The organism is Rhizobium sp. P38BS-XIX (genome assembly GCF_012641435.1).
Taxonomy (GTDB): Bacteria; Pseudomonadota; Alphaproteobacteria; order Rhizobiales; family Rhizobiaceae; genus Rhizobium.
In genome coordinates this window covers 219,148-236,503 of record NZ_JABAIJ010000005.1, presented here as the reverse complement: position 1 = coordinate 236,503, position 17,356 = coordinate 219,148, and the positions used below count along the sequence as shown (strand labels likewise).

The window sequence follows — 17,356 nt, the reverse complement described above, 5'->3', positions numbered from 1 at the left end:
ATGGTCGCGCCGGTTAGAGCGGTTCAGTTTTTCACGGAAACTCTGAACCGCTCTATCTCTTTGCTTTCACGCAATTCCGGACGGAAAACCGCTACGCGCTTTTCCTGGAGTTGCTCTAAAAAGGGAGAATATCCATGAAAATCAGCGCGAGAAACCGCCTCAAGGGCAAGGTCGTCGAAGTCACCAAGGGTGCGACTACGGCGCATGTCCGCATCGATATCGGCAACGGCTCGATCGTCACCTCTTCGATCACCAATGAGGCCGTCGACGAACTGGGCCTGACGGTAGGCTCCTCCGCCTATGCCGTCATCAAGGCATCCGACGTGATGGTCGCCGTCGACTAAAGCAATTCCGGGAAAACTGCGAAACGGTTTCCGGCTGGAATTGCGCGAACACTCTAAGCATCGCGCTTCTGGCAGTAATGCGCCGTCTCGCCGTCGCCGGTCTGGAAATCACCGGACTGCGGCGGCGCGATCGGTTTGAACAGAGTGCGATCCGGCTTCAGGTCGAGTAGCGGCGTGCCATCGAGGCAATCGAGACCGCGCACCAGCAACACATTCCCCTCGACAGCTTCCAGTTTCACGATGGATGTGCCGATGGGGTTGGGCCGCACCGGCGAGCGTAGCGAGAAAGTGCCATGCACCTTGCCGTTTCTGGCCGGGCTTTGCAGCACCAGATCCCGTCGGGACCGGTCCAGCCAATAAAGAACTTCAAGCCGCTCGAAAGCATCGACCCCGGTCAGGGCCAGCACCCAGGGCTCGAAAATCTCGATCCGGCAGATCGGGCCGTCATGTCGCCCCTGGCGCGGCGTTTCCATGCGCGATGTCCATGGCGTCGAAATACGGCCGATGAAGGCGAGCCCGGCGTCGGATGCCTCTGGCGCCTCGACAACCACCTCGTTTTCACGAATTTCGTTCTCCCGAACCATGATACCCCCCCGATTCCAGCTGTTACTTCACGCTCTTCAGCAGCGCCGCCAACTGATCGTTGGTGAGATCGACCTGGTAGAACAGCTTGTAAAATTCCTTCACATCGTCACTGAAATCGCTGCGGAAGAGCTTCGGGTAGAGCAGCTTCTCCATCCAGCGCACACCGAGCAACCTGTTGACACCGGGTGGGGAATCGAACCAGCCGAAGGGCAACGACGGCGGCACGAAGATCTTCCCGTCCTTGACGGCCTTGATGCCTGCCCATTGCGGATCGCTTCTCACCGAAGCGGCAAAAGCCGGGCTCTCCGCGATGATGATATCCGGATTCCAGCTCACGACCTGCTGCACGGTGACCTTGGCAAGGCCGCCCTTGCCGGCAGCGGCGGCAACATTCATCGTGCCGACGGCATCGAGGATTTCGAGATTGATCGAGCCGGAAAGCCCCGTCTCCAGCCCATCGTCACCGCGACCGTAATAGACGCGCGGGCGCGGATCGTTCGGCAATGTGCCGAGCTTGTCGTTCAGATCCTTGATCGCCGAATCGGCATAATCCGCCAGCTTGTTGGCGCGGTCCTCGACCCCGATCAGCGCCCCGACATCGCGAAGCGTATCGGCCGTGCGGGCAAAGCTGCCGTCCACAAGGATATAGGGGATATGCGTTTCGGCCTGCACCTTGTCGGCCAGCGCCTTATAGGTGGGATCCACCGTGCCGGCATCCAGGATGATGTCGGGCTTAGCGTCCATGACCGCCTGCGAGCTGATGGTTCCGTCCTTGCCCGTCAAGCGCCCAACCGTCGGAAGCGACCGTACCAACGGCATCAGATAGGCCTTGGCGGCATCATCGGGCGCATGGACCCAACCCACCAGTTTTTCCGGCGCCAGCACATAGACCAGCGCGGTTGCCGGCGGGCCGGCGACGAGAATACGGTTGATCTTGTCCGGCACGGACACCGTGCGTCCCGCCGCATCGGTGATGATTCGCGCCTCGGCTGCGACCGGCATCAGGCCAACGAAGGCCAGAGCAAGAACCGCAAGAAATCTCATCATGAAAGCTGCTCGTTCTGATCGAGGGGACCCCGGGGCGGCACTATGGCATAGCGCTATATCGGATGGAACATCGCGGAGACACTATTCCAAAATGAAACGCATCCGAACCGATCACGTCGGCTTGAAGCGCCATGGAGCCACTTTCATTACATCACATGTAATTGAGGCCAGCATGCGCCGTGGCGTATCTAAAGACCATCTTCTTGCAGGAAGAGCTTTTAGCCCTTCAACGAAAGAGAGCCCTCACCCGGCATGACGTCGATGGCCACGACATCATTCCAACGGTCGGCTCAGGAGAACTCCATGACGACCCTGTCATTCACCAAGAAAGACGCCCCGCAATGGCTGCTCGCCTTCTGGCGGGAAATCGACGACAAGACCTTCGGCGAAGGCTTTGATTGCCTGGCGGAAGACGCCACATGCAATCTCGGCATTGCCGACTGGAAGGGGCGTGAGACCATTCGTCAGAACCTGCGCGCCTTCATCGACACCGGCTTCACGGCATTGCATGATGTCACCGAATATTGGGATGCGGGATCGCTGAAGGTGTTCCGCGGGACGGTGACCATGACCCCAAACGACCGCACCCAGCCGGTGGTCAAACCGGTCATGACGCATTTCTTCTACATGGACGAGGCAGACCCGACGAAAGTACGCCATTGGTACGGCTCGGTCGGGCCGGTCGCTTTCTCATAACAACTGACGCAGGCGGGGCTGCCAAATACGGCCCCGCCACACCAAACGAACGAAGCGAGGCTTTGCAGGATGAGTTCCCTTCGCGCCGAACCGAGATTGTCGAACGAGCTCGGACCGCAGCTGCGCGCATGGCGCGACACACGCGGCAAGAGCCAACTTGAGCTTTCCCTCGACACCGGCATTTCGCAGCGGCAGATCAGCTTTATCGAAAGCGGCAGGAGCACGCCCGGCCGCCAGAATGTCCTGCGGCTCGCCGATGCCCTGGACGTGCCGTTCCGCGAGCGCAATACGCTGCTGCTCGCCGCCGGCTATGCGCCGATCTATTCCGAGGGAAGCTTTGACGATCAGGAGATGAAGGGCGTCAGCAACGCGCTCAAGCGCATGCTGAGTCAGCACGAGCCGTTTCCGGCCATCGTGATGGACCGCTACTGGAATGTCCTGATGACCAACGATGCGACGCTTCGCTTCTTCGGCCAGTTCGTCGATATGGCCGCACGCCCGAAACCGCGCAATCTCCTGCATCTCATGTTCGATCCCTTGGGCATGCGGCCCTTCATTCCGGATTGGGAGAAGACAGCCGAAAGCCTGATGGGGCGTGTTTTCCGTGAGTCCGTCGGTCGCGTCATCGACGGACGGACGAAGGAACTGATCGACAGCCTGCTCGCCTACCCCGATGTGAATGCCGAATGGCAGACATCACCGGCGGTCGAGAATGCGCCGGTGATTCCCCTGTCCTTCGTGGAGGACGGGCATGTTCTGCAATTCTTCTCTCTGGTGACGACGGTCGGAACGCCGCAGATGATCACGACCCAGGAGTTGCGGGTCGAATGCATGTTTCCGCTGGATGATGCCACGGAAGCGCGTTACGCGGCGCTGATGAACGCAGCTGCAGGGTGATGCGCCACAGGCCGATCGCCTGTGGCTGTAATGTCTCCGATATCAGGCCGCCTTGACGGCGTGATATTCCTTGATGGCAACCATCTTGATAGCCGGGTAACGCTCCGCCTCATAACGCAGTGAGAAGCCGTCCTGTGCTAGGAAGACCGGATCGCCGTCCAGGTCGCGGGCGATATCGCCGCGACGTGCGGTGACGAACTTCTCGAGATCGGCGGACTGGTCGGCCGAGATCCAGCGGCAGACGGAGAAGCGCGACATTTCGAAGGAAACCGGCAGGCCGTATTCGGCCATCAGCCGCTCCTTCAGCACGTCGAGCTGCAGGGCGCCGACCACGCCGACGATGGCGGGAGAGCCGTCTTCCGGCGAGAAGAGCTGCACGACGCCTTCTTCGGCCATCTGCTGCAGCGCTTCCTTGAGCTTCTTTGCCTTCATCGCGTCTTCGAGACGAACACGGCGGAGGATTTCCGGCGAGAAGTTCGGCACGCCCTGGAAGACCAGGGATTCGCCTTCCGTCAGCGTATCGCCGATGCGCAGCGTTCCGTGGTTCGGAATGCCGACGACATCGCCGGCATAGGCTGTATCGGCGAGTTGGCGCTGCGAGGCGAAGAAGAATTGCGGCGCGGTGAGACCGAGCTGCTTGCCGGTGCGCGACAGCCGCGCCTTCATGCCGCGCTCCAGCTTGCCGGAGCAGATGCGGGCGAAGGCGATGCGGTCGCGGTGGTTCGGGTCCATGTTGGCCTGGATCTTGAAGACGAAGGCCGTCATCTTGTCGTCAGTCGCGTGCACCGTCCTGATATCGGCGACCTGGTCGCGCGGCGGCGGCGCGAATGCACCGAGTGCGTTGATGAGATCGCGAACACCGAAATTGCGCAGCGCCGAGCCGAAGAAGACCGGCGTCATATGACCTTCGAGGAAGGATTCCCGGTCGAACGGGCGGCATGCCTCGATCGCCAGTTCCGTCTCGTCGATGAAGGCCTGACGCTCGTTTTCTGGCAAGCGGTCGGCGACGGCCTGCGGGCCGTTTACCTTGGTCGCCTCGACTTCGGTATCGGAACCGCGCACGGTATTGTCGGCAATATGATAGGAGCCGCAGAAGGTCTTGGAGCGCCCGATCGGCCAGGTGATCGGCGCGGTATCCAGCGCCAGCTTCTCTTCGACTTCATCGAGGATTTCGAAGGGATCGCGGCTTTCGCGGTCCATCTTGTTGATGAAGGTGATGATCGGAATGTCGCGCATGCGGCAGACTTCGAACAGCTTCAGCGTCCGCGGCTCGATACCCTTGGCGGCATCGATGACCATGACGGCGGCGTCGACGGCCGTCAGCGTGCGGTAGGTGTCGTCGGCGAAGTCTTCGTGACCGGGCGTATCGAGAATGTTGAAGACATTGCCTTCGTATTCGAAGGTCATGACGGAGGTCACGACCGAGATGCCGCGTTCGCGCTCGATCTTCATCCAGTCGGAGCGCGTCTGCATCCGATCCTTCTTCGCCTTGACTTCACCGGCGAGCTGAATGGCGCCGCCGAAAAGCAGCAGCTTTTCGGTGAGCGTCGTCTTGCCCGCGTCCGGGTGGGCGATAATAGCGAATGTGCGGCGGCGGGAGACCGCCTCGGCGAGACTTTCGGCCATGCGTGTAAATCCTGTGAATTGCGGCCGTATCTAGCGACTCAAAGCCCCAAATGCAATTGACCTCGGGCGTTCGCGCGCAAACTAATGCGCCATGACCATTCACACCGACATCAGCCCGATCCTCAATCTTGTTCGCCTGCCACATGGCGAAGGCATCGACCTACCATCTTATGAGACCAAGGGTGCCGCCGGCATGGACCTGCGCGCTGCCGTCGACGATGGTGCGACGCTGACGATCGCGCCCGGCAAGCGCGCGCTTGTTCCCACCGGCTTCATCTTCGAAGTTCCCGAGGGTTTCGAGGCGCAGATACGCCCGCGCTCCGGCCTTGCCCTCAAGAACGGCATCACCTGCCTGAACTCGCCCGGTACTGTCGACAGCGACTATCGAGGCGAAGTGAAGGTGATCCTGGCGAACCTTGGCGACGAGCCGTTCGAGATCACGCGCGGCATGCGCATCGCGCAAATGGTCATCGCGCCCGTCACCCAAGTGCGTGTCGCCGAGATTTCCGAGATCAGCGAAACCGCGCGCGGCGCCGGCGGCTTCGGCTCCACCGGCGTGTGATGGCGGATTTCGGCCGCGAGCATGGCCTAATGCTGCGACAGGACTATTTCGGCGATCCCTCCGCGTGGCAGGCGCTGGTCGACCTGCTGCAGGATACGTTCTCTATTGACGTCAACCTGCAGGCTTCATTCGGCGATCCGGACCCGACAAGCATGCCCTTCGGCTATTTCGATAGCGATGGACGCTGCGTCGCGAATTTTACCGTTTTCTCCATGCCGATGATGATCAACGGCCGCACCGTGAAAGCGGCCGGATACCAATCCGGCGCCGTCCGGCCGGAATGGCGCGGACGCGGGCTTTATCGCGATCTCATGCAGCGCGCCTTCGCCTGGGCAATCGCCGAAGGTTTTGAGCTTGATATGCTGCTCACCAGCAAGCCGGTCCTTTACGAAGGCTACGGTTTCAAAACCGTGCCGCAGCACGTCTTCGTCGCGACCAAGCCGAAGCCGGTGACGTCCTCTACCGTCGCGCGCACGCTTTCCTTGCAGGCTACCGACGACCTGCGGCTGATGAAAGCGCTTCTGGAACGCCGCAAACCAGTATCACGGCAATTCGCCGTCGCGCGCCAAATGGAGATGTTTCATCTCAACGCGTGCTTCGATCCCGCGATCCAGCTAACGGCCATATCCGACGATGCGATCGTTGTATGGACGATCGATGGCAATGTGTTTCGCCTTCTCGATATTGCCGCAACGGCCATCCCATCGCTGCAAACGATCTTATCGGCGCTCGACGTCGAGCCCGCACGCATCGAGATCTGCTTCCCGCCGGATCTGCTTGATTGCGGCGACATCGAGCTTGAGCCTTATGAAAGCTCCATACCGCTAATGGTGCGCGGCAAGGCGGCGAACGAAATCACAGGGCCGCTGATGCTTTCGCCTATGGCGGAATTCTAGAGCTCAACGGCCCTCATTCACTGGAAGGCGTCTAGCGAGACAGCGGCGGCAAGCGGCGCTTGACGGGGGTTGCCTTGACCATGGACGTATTGGTCTCGGCCCGCTCGGTGATCTTATCCAGGATTCCGTCAAGCTCGCTCATGGAACGGACCACCAACCGCCCAATGAAACAATCATCGCCGGTTACCTTATCGCATTCGATAAACTCGGGCATCTCCTGAATGATGCGCTCGACGACATGTAGCTGACCAGGCAGAGGCCTGATGCGTACGATCGCCTGAAGCGGATAACCAACTGCCTCTGGTGCGATATCCACCGTGAAGGCGGAGATGATGCCGCGCTCCTCAAGCCGACGAAGCCTTTCGGCCGCGCTCGGTGAGGACAGCCCCGCGACCTCAGCCAATTCTTTCAGCGAGATTCGGGCATTGCGCGCCAACGCCTCCAGAATCCGCTGGTCCGTTCCATCGAGATCGATGACTGCATTAGGCATACTCATACTCAAGCCTCTTTTAATTAGGTCACATCGCTATATCACCTTACTAAACCTATATCAGCGACGCCATCTCCGCAATATTATCACCGCCAATACATTGGAGCCAAAGGCGATGAACGAGATCAAACGCGGCACTATTGAAATGACAACGGCGATGCTGATTTCAGGGACAATCGGCTGGTTTGTGCTGACATCAGGCCAAACCGTGACCGGCGTGGTCTTCTGGCGTTGCTTCTTCGGCGCACTAACGCTGCTTGTCATCTGTGCGGCGATGGGCCTCCTGCACCCGGGCATCCTCAACCTGAAGGCATTCTGCATCGCGGTCGGCGGCGGTATTGCCATCGTTCTCAATTGGCTACTGTTGTTCGCTGCCTATTCCCACGCCTCCATTTCCATCGCCACGACGGTCTACAACACGCAGCCCTTCATGCTGCTGGGGCTCGGTGCGCTGTTTCTTGGCGAGCGGATTACCTTCACCAAGCTCTTCTGGCTGGCGCTTGCCTTTGCCGGCATGGTGATCATCGTGGAAAGCAAACCAGCCGAGGCGGCAGGGGCGGGAAGCTATGCCACCGGCGTCCTGCTTTCGCTGGGGGCTGCATTTTTCTATGCGCTGGCCGCTATCGCAGCAAAATGGCTGAAGGGCACGCCGCCGCATCTGATTGCGCTGATCCAAGTTTCGACGGGTATTCTCATGCTTGCGCCCTTCACCGATTTCTCGGCAGTTCCGCGGGATGCCGGCGGATGGTCGACCCTCGTCACAATGGGTGTGATCCACACCGGTCTGATGTATGTGTTGCTCTACGGCGCAATCCAGAAGCTGCCGACGCATCTCACAGGCGCGCTGTCCTTCATCTACCCGATCGCCGCCATCGTGGTCGATCGCTTCGCGTTCGGCCATATGCTCGGCATCGCACAGATCCTCGGCGCGGTCATCATTCTGGGCGCGGCGGCAGGCATGAATCTCGGCTGGACGCTCCCCTTGCTCCGGCATAAGAACATCAATTCTTTCAAGGAGTCCGCCGAATGATTACCTGCTATCTGCGATATGTCATCGATCCCTACAAGCTTGCCGAATTCGAACATTACGCCAAGCTCTGGATCCCGTTGGTCAACCGGCTGGGCGGCACGCATCACGGCTATTTCCTGCCGCATGAAGGTGCCAACAACATTGCTTTGGCACTGTTCAGCTTCCCGAGCCTTGCTGCCTATGAAAACTATCGAAAGCAAATGGCGGATGATGCGGAATGCCGTGCCGCCTTCGCCTATGGCGAGGAGACGCGCTGCATCGTCAGCTACGAGCGCAGCTTCATGCGGCCCGTTTTCTGAGATTACTTAGCCGGCTGCGGGCATACCTGCGGCTGGCCATCGAGGCCTTCGGCCATTTGCTCGAAGGTCGCGGCCGGCTTTGTGCCTTTTGCGCTGATATGCAGGACGTAGAGACTGTCGAAATCCTTGCCATGCCATTTTGGCACCGCCTTTTCATCGCCCCCATTCTCGCTCATCAGCTGACGTGCGAGATCGACGATCTGCTTGTGCTCCCAGGCGACAAAAATCAGCTTGCCGGCATAGTCTGGCTTCTTCAGCTCGGCCTTCAGACCATTGATGTCATCATAGCCGAAGCTGGTATCGACCGGCAGTCCGAGCGCGATCGCCGTCGGCTCGATGGTGGCGAGCGGCCGGATATAATCGTAGGAAACGCCGGAATCGTCCTTTCGCTTCGACGGATCCGGCGCAAAGATCGCCGCAGGCTTGCCGAAGAGCTTCGTCAGCACCGGCGGAAGCGCCAGAGCCCGGTTGAGACCCTGGCAGCTGAGCTGGCCCAGACCAGCCTCCGGCTTCTCTCCATGGCGCATCAAAACGATCGTCTGTGTGCTGTCAGCCGCCGAGGCGACGGGCGCAAAGCCCGATAACGAAGCGACTACATAGAAAACCGCGGTGGATGACTGCAAAGCACGCCGCATCATCGCTGCGCCTCGAAGGCCATGCGCATGGCAAGACCTGCCAGCACGGTGCCCATCAGCCAGCGCTGCACCAAGGCAAAGGACGGCCGGCGCATGAAGAACATGGCCACAGAGCCGGCTGTCAGCGCGAAAATAGCGTTGAAGGTCAGGCTGACCGCGATGTGGACGAAGCCGAACACGATGGATTGTACGAAAACACTGCCGAGTGCCGGATCGATGAACTGCGGCAGCAGCGAGAGATAGAGAACGGCAACCTTCGGGTTCAGCAAGCTTGTCACCAGCCCCATTGTAAAGAGCCGACGATTGCTGTCCTTCGGGAGTTCGCGCACCTGAAAAGCAGACCGGCCGCCGGGCTTCAGCGCATTCCAGGCGAGCCAGCCGAGATAAGCGGCCCCAGCCAGCCGCAATGCGTCATAGGCAAAGGGAACGGCAAGGACGATAGCGGTAATGCCGAGCGCGGCAGAGAGCATATAGAACAGAAAGCCGCAGGCGACGCCGCCGAGCGAAATCAGCCCTGCCGCCGGCCCCTGCGAGATCGATCGAGACACCAGATAGATCATGTTGGGACCCGGCGTCAGCACCATGCCAAGCGCAATCAGGGCAAAGGCGATCATGCTCGTCACATGCGGCATCGGAGGCTCCAGGGGCGGGATACTTCAAAAGGCAATTTCTGCGGATGCGGTCAGCTTGATGTGATGCGGCCCGGCATCAAAGCCGTCAAGAACCATATTGTGATGGGTGACAATGTCTTCGAAGCTCAGCCTGCCCATGTCGGCTGTCGTGTGGCCATCGGAAATGAGCGTGACGTCGAAACCCAGAGAGACAGCGCGGCGCGCCGTGGTGTCGACGCAGAATTGCGTCATGCAACCGCCGATCAACAGGTGGGTAATGCCGCGCGCACAGAGCTTTGTCTCCAGATCGGTTTCGAAGAAGGAATCGCAGCTTGTTTTATGCACCACGACATCGCCGGCCTCCGGCGCAATTTCCCGGCGCAACTGCCAGCCTTCGCTGCGCTTCACCAAACGGTGGCCGGGATTGCCGTCATGCTGGACGATAAAGGTCGGGACACCGGCAGCACGCGCCTTGTGTTTCAACGCCGCGAGCTTGGCGACAACCTCCTCCAAAGCGGCGTCGATGGCCGGTTGCCGGCCAGGCGTGCCAAGGCCGGTAAGGATGGCATTCTGAAGATCGATCAAGAGCAATGCAGAAGACATGATATCCTTGGGCAAAGCAGTTTCGACGCGCTACTCATCTCTAGGTAATATGTTCGTGACGCCGGCGCAATCGCTTGAAAAGACAAAGACAGGGCGATAGATCAAGCCTCAGCTGACAGGAAAATAAACATGACGCTCGCACCTCTGCTCGCCTATTGCGGCGCTCTTTTCATCGCCGCGATAATTCCGGGTCCGGGTGTCACAGCGATTGTGGCACGCGCCCTCGGTTCCGGCTTCCGCGAGACGTTCTTCATGGCGCTCGGCATCGTGCTGGGTGACATGACGTACCTGACGGCCGTCATCCTCGGTCTCGCCTTCGTGGCGCAGACTTTCGCCGAGGTTTTTATCGTCATCAAGATCGCCGGTGCGCTTTATCTCGGCTATATCGCCTGGAAGCTCTGGACCACCGGCCTGATCAGCGCCGATATCAAGGCGAAGAAATCCACCAGCGCGGGGATGTCCTTTATCTCCGGATTGCTCCTGACACTCGGCAACCCGAAAACCATGCTCTTCCATATCGCGCTTGTGCCGACGGTGATCGACATCAACAGCATCGGCCTGCATGAATATCTGCTTTTGCTCGCCGCCACCTTCGTCGTGCTTCTGGCGGTTCTCTTGCCCTATGCGCTGCTGGCGTCGCGGGCGCGGGCTTTTCTCAAGAAGCCGAAAGCCCTGCAGACTCTGAACAGGTCCGCCGCCAGCATTCTCGCCGCGACGGCCGCCTTCATTGCCGTTCGGGCAGCCTGAAATAAACTTTCGCTAACGCGGCAATTTGGAGATTCTTTTCTCATGGGCCGCGAGGCGGTAGAGTGCGCCTACTCTGGTTTCCGCAGACGTTTGATCCTATTGTCACTTCAGAATTCAAATGTAGGGAGAGTTACCCATGTCCGACACCCGCAAACCCGGCCGCGGCCGCGTCTACGCCTCGATCACCGAGACCATCGGTGACACGCCGATCGTCCGCCTCGACAAGCTGGCGAAGGAGAAGGGCGTCAAGGCCAACCTCCTGGCAAAGCTCGAATTCTTCAACCCGATCGCGTCGGTGAAGGACCGTATCGGCGTCGCCATGATCGAAAGCCTGGAATCACAGGGCAAGATCGCCCCCGGCAGAACCGTGCTGATCGAGCCCACCTCCGGCAATACCGGCATCGCGCTTGCTTTCGCCGCTGCTGCCAAGGGCTACCGACTGATCCTCACCATGCCGGAGACCATGTCGATCGAGCGCCGCAAGATGCTGGCGCTGCTCGGCGCCGAGCTCGTGCTGACGGAAGGGCCGAAAGGCATGAAGGGCGCAATCGCCAAGGCAGAAGAACTCGCCTCGAGCCTGCCTGACGCGATTATTCCGCAGCAGTTCGAAAATCCGGCGAACCCGGAAATCCACCGCAAGACGACGGCTGAGGAAATCTGGAACGACACCGAAGGCAAGGTCGATATCTTCGTATCCGGCATCGGTACGGGCGGCACGATCACCGGTGTTGGGCAGGTACTGAAGGCGCGCAAGCCCGACGTCAAGATCATCGCCGTCGAGCCAACGGACTCCCCGGTTCTCTCCGGCGGCAATCCCGGCCCGCACAAGATCCAGGGCATCGGCGCCGGCTTCGCGCCGAAGGTCCTCGACACCCACGTCTATGATGAGGTTGTGACCGTGACCAACGACGAGGCGTTCCAGCATTCGCGGCTTGTCGCCAAGCTCGAAGGCGTGCCGGTCGGCATCTCCTCCGGCGCGGCTTTGGCTGCCGCCATTAAGGTCGGCCAGCGGCCCGAAAACGAGGGCAAGACGATCGTCGTCATCATCCCCTCCTTCGCAGAGCGCTACCTGTCGACGGCGCTGTTCGATGGCCTGGGCGGCTAACGCTCTCCACGAGATCCAACTTGGAAAGGGGTGCTGCGGCGCCCCTTTTCTATGCCCGCGAACCTATGACTTGCGATAGCTGACACCGTGGCTGGCGGAAAATCCTTTCGGATCGAACCTGCTCCAGACCGTGCCCCAGGGAAAACTGAATGCACCATCCGTCAGCTCCATGCGGAACATGGCGGTCAGAACGCGACGGACGAACTTAATTTCCTGGTTGATCGCCTGTTGGGTCGGCCAGCCCTCCTCCATCGCAGCACCCGGCAGAGAAACACCCCAATGCGCGCTGATCAGCCGATGTTCGTGAAGGCAGAGCGAAGCACCGGCCGGTTGCTTGCCGAACGTCAGGCCGCGAAGCTGCAGCCATTCATAGCTGTTGTGAAGATCACGCGATCCGCCAAGCCACTCGGAGGCAAGCGTCTCGATACCAGTCTTTTCCTGTGATGCAACGAGGCGAAGCTGGCCGCCGATACAGATCGCACCATCGCTGGGATCGATTGTCAGTTCTGCAGTCATGCGGGCCGAGGCGCTCCGTTTTGATCGAAGTTTCGCAGTCATGCCGCGTCAGAGTTGGGTACACAAGCCGGATACGGCCCAATGCCATCTGAACCATGCATTTTCAGGCGTGCGCGGTCAGTCGTTCTCCTGCGATACGATAGGAGATGGCTTCCGCCAGATGGATGCGTCCGACAGTGCGCTTATCGTCCAGATCGGCAAGCGTTCGCGCGACCTTGAGAATGCGGTGATAACCACGGGCGGAAAATTTCATCTTTTCAGCAGCATCGCGCAGCAATTGCAGACCGGCCGCATCCGGCTCGGCGATGGTTTCGATCATCGCGGTCGAGCAGCGGGCGTTGGTGCTGACATTTTTCATGCCGGCCCGTTCGAAACGCTCGCGCTGCCGTTCGCGCGCACGGCCGACGCGAAGTGCGACATCAGCGCTGCTTTCCGCTGAAGTCGGCCGAATGAGATCGGCGGCGGAGACCGCCGGCACATCGATACGAATGTCGATACGATCAAGCAGCGGACCGGAAATACGGCCCTGATAGTCGGAGGCGCAACGCGGCCCGCGGGCACAGGTATGCCCCGGCTCCCCAGCCATGCCGCAGCGGCACGGGTTCATCGCCGCCACAAGCTGAATACCTGCCGGGTAGGCGACGCGATGGTTCGCTCTGGCAATGACGCATTCGCCGGTTTCCAGCGGCTGGCGCAGTGCATCGAGCGCCTGCGGTGAAAACTCCGGCAGCTCGTCAAGGAAGAGAATGCCGTGATGGGCGAGCGACACCTCGCCCGGCCGGGCGCGCAGCCCGCCGCCGACGAGCGCGGCCATGGTAGCGGAGTGATGCGGCGCGCGATAGGGCCGCCGATCCGAGAGTTTGCCTCCTGAAAGCTGGCCGGCGATCGAATGGATCATCGACACCTCCAGCAACTCGTTCGTCGACAAGGGCGGCAAGATCGACGGCAGGCGCGAGGCGAGCATCGACTTGCCCGAACCGGGCGGCCCGACGAAAAGCAGATTGTGGCCACCGGCGGCCGCCACTTCCAATGCGCGCTTGGCGCTTTCCTGCCCCTTGATATCGGCAAGGTCAGGCAAATTGGCAGCGGCTGCGCGAATGGACGGGTCCGGCCGCGACAGGACCTGCGTGCCGCGGAAATGGTTGGCGAGCGCGATCAGGCTGCGCGGTGCCAGAATATCGATCTCCTTGCCGGCCCAGGCGGCTTCCGGCCCGCTTTCGGCCGGGCAGATCAGCCCCTTGCCCATGGCATTGGCGGCAATCGCCGCGGGCAGTGCACCGGCAACGGGCGCAATCGTGCCATCGAGATTGAGTTCGCCGATGACGGTGTAGGATGACAAGGCATCGGCTGGAATTGCGCCAAGCGCCGCCATCAGGCCGAGCGCGATCGCAAGATCGAAATGACTGCCCTCCTTGGGCAAATCCGCCGGCGCCAGATTGACGGTGACCTTCTTCGGCGGCAGTGCGAGGCCGGAAGCATGCAGCGCCGCCTGGACCCGCTCCCGGCTCTCGGCAACAGCCTTGTCCGGCAGGCCGACGATGTGCATCAGCACCTTGCCGGGCGCGATCATCACCTGCACTTCGACGGGTACGCCCTCAATGCCCTGAAACGCCACCGTACTGACGCGCGCTACCATCTCTTGTCCCTTATCCCCAGACTTGCAGGCCGCTAGCCACCCAGATCAGCAAACCTCGGGTTGCAATCTGGCACAAAGAAAGGAATGAAACAAGAACAATGATCGAACAAAAATTTCACCCCGCATATCGGGATTGTCGATATGCGGGGCGACTATTTGTATTCGACTGAAAGCGCAATCGGCCGCAGCCGATCAGACCCGCTTGGTTTCGATCGCATCCCAGAGCAGGCTGGCGATATCGGCGCCGCCAAAGCGCTTGACTTCGCGGATGCCGGTCGGCGAGGTCACGTTGATCTCGGTCATGTAGTCGCCGATGACGTCGATGCCGACGAGCAGGAAGCCGCGCGCCTTCAGAGCCGGTCCGATGCGGGCGCAGATTTCCTTCTCGCGCGCAGTCAGCTCCGTCGCTTCGGCGCGGCCGCCGACATGCATGTTGGAGCGGGCATCATGCTCGGCCGGCACGCGGTTGATTGCGCCCACGGCTTCGCCATCGATGAGGATGATGCGCTTGTCGCCCTTGCGAACGTCAGGCAGGTATTGCTGGGCAATGAACGGCTCGCGGAAGAGCTGGCCGAACATTTCCAAGAGAGACGAGAGATTGCGGTCGTCACGCGTCGAATGGAAAACGCCGGCGCCGCCGTTGCCGTAAAGCGGCTTCAGGATCATATCGCCCATCTCATCGCGGAAGCGGCGGATTTCAGCCGGATCACGGGTAATCAGCGTCTTCGGCATGAGATCGGCGAATTCTGTGACGAAGATCTTTTCAGGCGAGTTGCGCACCCAGGCCGGATCGTTGACGACGAGCGTCTTCGGGTGAATGCGCTCAAGCAAATGCGTCGATGTGATGTAGGCCATGTCGAATGGCGGGTCCTGGCGCAGCAGCACGACGTCCATGGTCGAGAGATCGACGCGCTCGGCCTCGCCGAGTTCGAAGTGATCGCCCTTCACGTCGCGCAGGATCATCGGCTCGACGGAGGCATAGACCTTGCCGTCACGCATGCTCAGTCGCTCTGGCGTGTAGTGGAAGAGCTTGTAACCCCGGTTCTGCGCCTCAAGGCTCATGGCGAAGGTCGAGTCGCCCGTGATGTTGATGCTCCGGACATGGTCCATCTGGACCGCAACATTCTTGATACCAGCCATAGTCAGCCCTCGCTCGGATTTGCGGACAGATGTAGGTCGGCCCGCCCGCAAACGCAACGGCTATTCAAGGGCTTCCGTCAAGGATGTCTTCGTCCGGAACGTCTTTCGCGAGGGCCGGCCGCGCTCAGGCGGCAAGGCCCTGCGTGTTGCCTTGCCGAACCAGGTTGCGCAGGCGATAGGCCATCGTGAGCGGCTTCGGGAACGGCTTGCGCAGAAAGGCGACCTTGCGCAGATAGCGGTCGATGCGCCATGTCGCCCAGGTGCCGCCGGCGAAATAGGCGACATCGCCGGCATGCAGCGTGCGCTCGACACCGTCTTCCGTGGTGATATGTACTTCGCCCTCAAGGATCATCACCGTTTCGTCCCAGCCGAAATACCAGCGGAACTCGCCTGCGGTGCAATCCCACAAAGCGGTCATTGCGGCGTCATCGTGCCCGCGTGAATGCTCCGCAATACGGGCAACCGGATCGCCCGATAGAATCCAGGATCGCTCGATCGGCGACGGCTTCATTTCCATTTCGTCGCTGGCGCCCGCTACGAAGTTCCGTGACGGCGGCATCGCGACAACGACCGGGACGGCACGCGCGGCAAAGGCCGCCATGCTCGCCAACATCAGTTTCAAGACCATGCAATCCCCCAATTCCATGCGCGTCTGCCATCTCATCGCATGCGAGAGGTAAGGGCAGAGTTCATGAAATCCGGAGCATTTTAACGATTGCAGCGATTAAAGCGCATCGCGATCTTTCAGATTCGCTTCTCGCGCTTTAACCTTTTGATTTCATGCATGTCGTTGTCGCAAAACCGCCGCACACTTTTGCGCGACGTGCACTAGGATGAAAAACCTTCGATTGTGCAAACGACCATGTCGTGATCGGAGAGCGGCTTGTCTTCTCCGTTGAGAGAAGAGACGAGATGGCTTTCACCAATCTTCAGGCCGCGAGTGATGAACCAGTCGAGCTTCATGGCGCGATCGGGGAAGCGTGTAATCAGGCTCGGACGCGTGCTGGTCTGGTCGAGCGGGCCGCCATGGCATTCGAAGCCACGACCCTCGGCCATGGCGAACAGCGTATCGGTTGAGTAATCGCCGCCGGTATGGTTGCCGGTGTTGAGATCGCCGCCGATCAGCATCGGCAGACCGGGCGCGAAGGCCTCGACAGCATCGATCAACGCCGCCATCTGACGCTCACGATAGGCAGCGGTCGCAACACTTTCGAGGTGCACGGAAACCGCAACCATGGGGCCAGCCTCGGTCGTAACGATGGCGCCGACGGCGCAGCGATCGCCGATGCGCGGCTGCTCGTTGCTGTCGTTGAACCAGACGGCGTCGCCCGGCAGGCGGATCATGAAAGCATCTTTCAGCGCGACCGAGGCCATCAGCGCGTTGCCGTGAAAGCCCTTCTCGTTGAAATCATCGCGGCAGTAGGAGCGCTCGATTTCCGAACCGAGGCTGAGCTCCAGGAACTCGACGCCATAGGCATGGTTCATGCCGAGTTCGTCGGCGACGATAGCTGTGGGGTCGCGCTGTTCGGTGCGGGCCATGCCCAGATCCATTTCCGACAGCAGCACAAGCGGCGCGCCGGTTTCCCGCAACTTGGCAGCACTTTCCTCGGGAAACAGGCAGCGCTCGAGGTTCCAGGCAGCGACCGCAAACGGGAAGGACAAAGCTTCGACCTCTGCATCCGCCCCACCGATGCGCACCGCATTCAGGCAGGCTAGCGATGCGAGCTTCTCGGCATGAACGGCCGGGATCTTCTCGAGAGAGACAAAGCTCTTTCGCTCCTCCTGCGAGGGAACGGTGAATGCGGGAACATGGATGGTAATCATATTAGACGCTTGCCTGAAGGATAATTATGAAATCGCACCGGCAGTAAAGGCGCTTTATGACATCACT

21 protein-coding genes are annotated in these 17,356 nt (G+C 60.4%); 9 read left to right on the top strand and 12 right to left on the bottom strand.

The window, feature by feature from the left end:
- Nucleotides 1–134: 134 nt before the first annotated feature.
- The gene (locus tag HGP17_RS17970) at nt 135–344 is read left to right on the top strand and encodes a molybdopterin-binding protein (RefSeq protein ID WP_168811404.1); all 210 of its coding nucleotides are present in this window, start codon (nt 135–137) and stop codon (nt 342–344) included.
- 53 nt (nt 345–397) lie between these two features.
- Here the strand turns inward: HGP17_RS17970 and tsaA are convergent, their stop codons facing one another.
- A complete protein-coding gene (gene tsaA / locus HGP17_RS17965; RefSeq protein WP_168811401.1) occupies nt 398–928 on the bottom strand; it encodes a tRNA (N6-threonylcarbamoyladenosine(37)-N6)-methyltransferase TrmO in 531 nt (176 codons plus the stop codon).
- 22 nt (nt 929–950) lie between these two features.
- Entirely contained in the window at nt 951–1,976 is a 1,026-nt protein-coding gene (locus HGP17_RS17960) for an ABC transporter substrate-binding protein (RefSeq protein ID WP_168811399.1), read from the bottom strand.
- Between the two features lie 303 nt (nt 1,977–2,279).
- Between HGP17_RS17960 and HGP17_RS17955 the strand changes: the two genes are divergently transcribed.
- Both HGP17_RS17955 and HGP17_RS17950 read left to right on the top strand, forming a co-directional pair.
- The gene (locus tag HGP17_RS17955) at nt 2,280–2,672 is read left to right on the top strand and encodes a nuclear transport factor 2 family protein (RefSeq protein ID WP_168811397.1); all 393 of its coding nucleotides are present in this window, start codon (nt 2,280–2,282) and stop codon (nt 2,670–2,672) included.
- 69 nt (nt 2,673–2,741) lie between these two features.
- Nucleotides 2,742–3,569 carry a helix-turn-helix transcriptional regulator gene (locus HGP17_RS17950; protein WP_168811395.1) on the top strand — a complete coding sequence of 276 codons (828 nt, stop codon included), beginning with the start codon at nt 2,742–2,744 and terminating at the stop codon, nt 3,567–3,569.
- 42 nt (nt 3,570–3,611) lie between these two features.
- Here HGP17_RS17950 and HGP17_RS17945 read toward each other — a convergent pair whose 3' ends face one another.
- Nucleotides 3,612–5,195: a peptide chain release factor 3 gene (locus tag HGP17_RS17945; RefSeq protein ID WP_168811393.1), complete on the bottom strand. Its 1,584-nt coding sequence runs from the start codon at nt 5,193–5,195 to the stop codon at nt 3,612–3,614.
- A gap of 91 nt (nt 5,196–5,286) precedes the next feature.
- On the opposite strand from HGP17_RS17945, the gene dut reads away from it, so the two are divergent.
- Nucleotides 5,287–5,757 (top strand): dUTP diphosphatase, encoded by a 471-nt coding sequence (gene dut / locus HGP17_RS17940; protein WP_168811391.1) that lies wholly within the window; start codon nt 5,287–5,289, stop codon nt 5,755–5,757.
- Nucleotides 5,757–6,653 carry a GNAT family N-acetyltransferase gene (locus HGP17_RS17935; RefSeq protein ID WP_168811389.1) on the top strand — a complete coding sequence of 299 codons (897 nt, stop codon included), beginning with the start codon at nt 5,757–5,759 and terminating at the stop codon, nt 6,651–6,653. The genes dut and HGP17_RS17935 overlap by 1 nt, the downstream gene beginning before the upstream one ends.
- A 31-nt stretch (nt 6,654–6,684) precedes the next feature.
- Here the strand turns inward: HGP17_RS17935 and HGP17_RS17930 are convergent, their stop codons facing one another.
- Nucleotides 6,685–7,149 carry an Lrp/AsnC family transcriptional regulator gene (locus HGP17_RS17930; protein ID WP_168811387.1) on the bottom strand — a complete coding sequence of 155 codons (465 nt, stop codon included), beginning with the start codon at nt 7,147–7,149 and terminating at the stop codon, nt 6,685–6,687.
- Between the two features lie 109 nt (nt 7,150–7,258).
- On the opposite strand from HGP17_RS17930, the gene HGP17_RS17925 reads away from it, so the two are divergent.
- A complete protein-coding gene (locus tag HGP17_RS17925; RefSeq protein WP_168811385.1) occupies nt 7,259–8,173 on the top strand; it encodes a DMT family transporter in 915 nt (304 codons plus the stop codon).
- Nucleotides 8,170–8,472 (top strand): NIPSNAP family protein, encoded by a 303-nt coding sequence (locus HGP17_RS17920; protein WP_168811383.1) that lies wholly within the window; start codon nt 8,170–8,172, stop codon nt 8,470–8,472. The genes HGP17_RS17925 and HGP17_RS17920 overlap by 4 nt, the downstream gene beginning before the upstream one ends.
- A 2-nt stretch (nt 8,473–8,474) precedes the next feature.
- Here the strand turns inward: HGP17_RS17920 and HGP17_RS17915 are convergent, their stop codons facing one another.
- From HGP17_RS17915 to HGP17_RS17905, 3 genes are read right to left on the bottom strand one after another with little or no spacing between them, the layout of a single operon-like run.
- The gene (locus HGP17_RS17915; RefSeq protein WP_246704138.1) at nt 8,475–9,110 is read right to left on the bottom strand and encodes a hypothetical protein; all 636 of its coding nucleotides are present in this window, start codon (nt 9,108–9,110) and stop codon (nt 8,475–8,477) included.
- On the bottom strand, nt 9,107–9,739 hold the full coding sequence (locus tag HGP17_RS17910) for a LysE family translocator (protein ID WP_168811381.1): 633 nt from the start codon (nt 9,737–9,739) through the stop codon (nt 9,107–9,109). Before HGP17_RS17910 ends, HGP17_RS17915 begins: the two co-directional genes overlap by 4 nt.
- A gap of 24 nt (nt 9,740–9,763) precedes the next feature.
- Complete coding sequence (locus tag HGP17_RS17905; RefSeq protein ID WP_168811379.1) at nt 9,764–10,321, bottom strand: cysteine hydrolase family protein; 558 nt, start codon at nt 10,319–10,321, stop codon at nt 9,764–9,766.
- Nucleotides 10,322–10,450: 129 nt separating this feature from the next.
- Between HGP17_RS17905 and HGP17_RS17900 the strand changes: the two genes are divergently transcribed.
- Both HGP17_RS17900 and cysK read left to right on the top strand, forming a co-directional pair.
- Nucleotides 10,451–11,068, top strand: a complete 618-nt coding sequence (locus HGP17_RS17900) for a LysE family translocator (RefSeq protein WP_168811377.1) — start codon at nt 10,451–10,453, stop codon at nt 11,066–11,068.
- A gap of 136 nt (nt 11,069–11,204) precedes the next feature.
- Nucleotides 11,205–12,173 (top strand): cysteine synthase A, encoded by a 969-nt coding sequence (gene cysK, locus HGP17_RS17895; RefSeq protein WP_168811375.1) that lies wholly within the window; start codon nt 11,205–11,207, stop codon nt 12,171–12,173.
- A 63-nt stretch (nt 12,174–12,236) separates the two neighbouring features.
- Here cysK and HGP17_RS17890 read toward each other — a convergent pair whose 3' ends face one another.
- The 5 genes from HGP17_RS17890 to HGP17_RS17870 form a co-directional block, all read right to left on the bottom strand.
- Nucleotides 12,237–12,689, bottom strand: coding sequence for a hypothetical protein (locus HGP17_RS17890; RefSeq protein ID WP_168811373.1), 453 nt, complete (start codon nt 12,687–12,689; stop codon nt 12,237–12,239).
- A 103-nt stretch (nt 12,690–12,792) separates the two neighbouring features.
- Nucleotides 12,793–14,325 carry a YifB family Mg chelatase-like AAA ATPase gene (locus HGP17_RS17885; protein ID WP_168811371.1) on the bottom strand — a complete coding sequence of 511 codons (1,533 nt, stop codon included), beginning with the start codon at nt 14,323–14,325 and terminating at the stop codon, nt 12,793–12,795.
- 192 nt (nt 14,326–14,517) lie between these two features.
- Nucleotides 14,518–15,465, bottom strand: a complete 948-nt coding sequence (gshB, locus tag HGP17_RS17880) for a glutathione synthase (protein ID WP_168811369.1) — start codon at nt 15,463–15,465, stop codon at nt 14,518–14,520.
- A gap of 124 nt (nt 15,466–15,589) precedes the next feature.
- Nucleotides 15,590–16,093 (bottom strand): cupin domain-containing protein, encoded by a 504-nt coding sequence (locus HGP17_RS17875; RefSeq protein WP_205926023.1) that lies wholly within the window; start codon nt 16,091–16,093, stop codon nt 15,590–15,592.
- Nucleotides 16,094–16,293: 200 nt separating this feature from the next.
- Nucleotides 16,294–17,289 carry an endonuclease/exonuclease/phosphatase family protein gene (locus HGP17_RS17870; protein WP_168811365.1) on the bottom strand — a complete coding sequence of 332 codons (996 nt, stop codon included), beginning with the start codon at nt 17,287–17,289 and terminating at the stop codon, nt 16,294–16,296.
- Nucleotides 17,290–17,356 lie beyond the last annotated feature (67 nt).

Bases quoted from the DNA above. Each gene is read 5' to 3' on its own strand.
- HGP17_RS17890 (WP_168811373.1), bottom strand. From the start codon at position 12,689: ATGACTGCAGAACTGACAATCGATCCCAGCGATGGTGCGATCTGTATC.
- HGP17_RS17945 (WP_168811393.1), bottom strand. From the start codon at position 5,195: ATGGCCGAAAGTCTCGCCGAGGCGGTCTCCCGCCGCCGCACATTCGCT.
- HGP17_RS17960 (WP_168811399.1), bottom strand. From the start codon at position 1,976: ATGATGAGATTTCTTGCGGTTCTTGCTCTGGCCTTCGTTGGCCTGATG.
- gshB (WP_168811369.1), bottom strand. From the start codon at position 15,465: ATGGCTGGTATCAAGAATGTTGCGGTCCAGATGGACCATGTCCGGAGC.
- cysK (WP_168811375.1), top strand. From the start codon at position 11,205: ATGTCCGACACCCGCAAACCCGGCCGCGGCCGCGTCTACGCCTCGATC.
- HGP17_RS17935 (WP_168811389.1), top strand. From the start codon at position 5,757: ATGGCGGATTTCGGCCGCGAGCATGGCCTAATGCTGCGACAGGACTAT.
- HGP17_RS17905 (WP_168811379.1), bottom strand. From the start codon at position 10,321: ATGTCTTCTGCATTGCTCTTGATCGATCTTCAGAATGCCATCCTTACC.
- HGP17_RS17955 (WP_168811397.1), top strand. From the start codon at position 2,280: ATGACGACCCTGTCATTCACCAAGAAAGACGCCCCGCAATGGCTGCTC.
- dut (WP_168811391.1), top strand. From the start codon at position 5,287: ATGACCATTCACACCGACATCAGCCCGATCCTCAATCTTGTTCGCCTG.
- HGP17_RS17915 (WP_246704138.1), bottom strand. From the start codon at position 9,110: ATGATGCGGCGTGCTTTGCAGTCATCCACCGCGGTTTTCTATGTAGTC.
- HGP17_RS17910 (WP_168811381.1), bottom strand. From the start codon at position 9,739: ATGCCGCATGTGACGAGCATGATCGCCTTTGCCCTGATTGCGCTTGGC.
- HGP17_RS17920 (WP_168811383.1), top strand. From the start codon at position 8,170: ATGATTACCTGCTATCTGCGATATGTCATCGATCCCTACAAGCTTGCC.
- HGP17_RS17875 (WP_205926023.1), bottom strand. From the start codon at position 16,093: ATGGTCTTGAAACTGATGTTGGCGAGCATGGCGGCCTTTGCCGCGCGT.
- HGP17_RS17900 (WP_168811377.1), top strand. From the start codon at position 10,451: ATGACGCTCGCACCTCTGCTCGCCTATTGCGGCGCTCTTTTCATCGCC.
- HGP17_RS17885 (WP_168811371.1), bottom strand. From the start codon at position 14,325: ATGGTAGCGCGCGTCAGTACGGTGGCGTTTCAGGGCATTGAGGGCGTA.
- HGP17_RS17950 (WP_168811395.1), top strand. From the start codon at position 2,742: ATGAGTTCCCTTCGCGCCGAACCGAGATTGTCGAACGAGCTCGGACCG.
- HGP17_RS17970 (WP_168811404.1), top strand. From the start codon at position 135: ATGAAAATCAGCGCGAGAAACCGCCTCAAGGGCAAGGTCGTCGAAGTC.
- HGP17_RS17930 (WP_168811387.1), bottom strand. From the start codon at position 7,149: ATGAGTATGCCTAATGCAGTCATCGATCTCGATGGAACGGACCAGCGG.
- tsaA (WP_168811401.1), bottom strand. From the start codon at position 928: ATGGTTCGGGAGAACGAAATTCGTGAAAACGAGGTGGTTGTCGAGGCG.
- HGP17_RS17925 (WP_168811385.1), top strand. From the start codon at position 7,259: ATGAACGAGATCAAACGCGGCACTATTGAAATGACAACGGCGATGCTG.
- HGP17_RS17870 (WP_168811365.1), bottom strand. From the start codon at position 17,289: ATGATTACCATCCATGTTCCCGCATTCACCGTTCCCTCGCAGGAGGAG.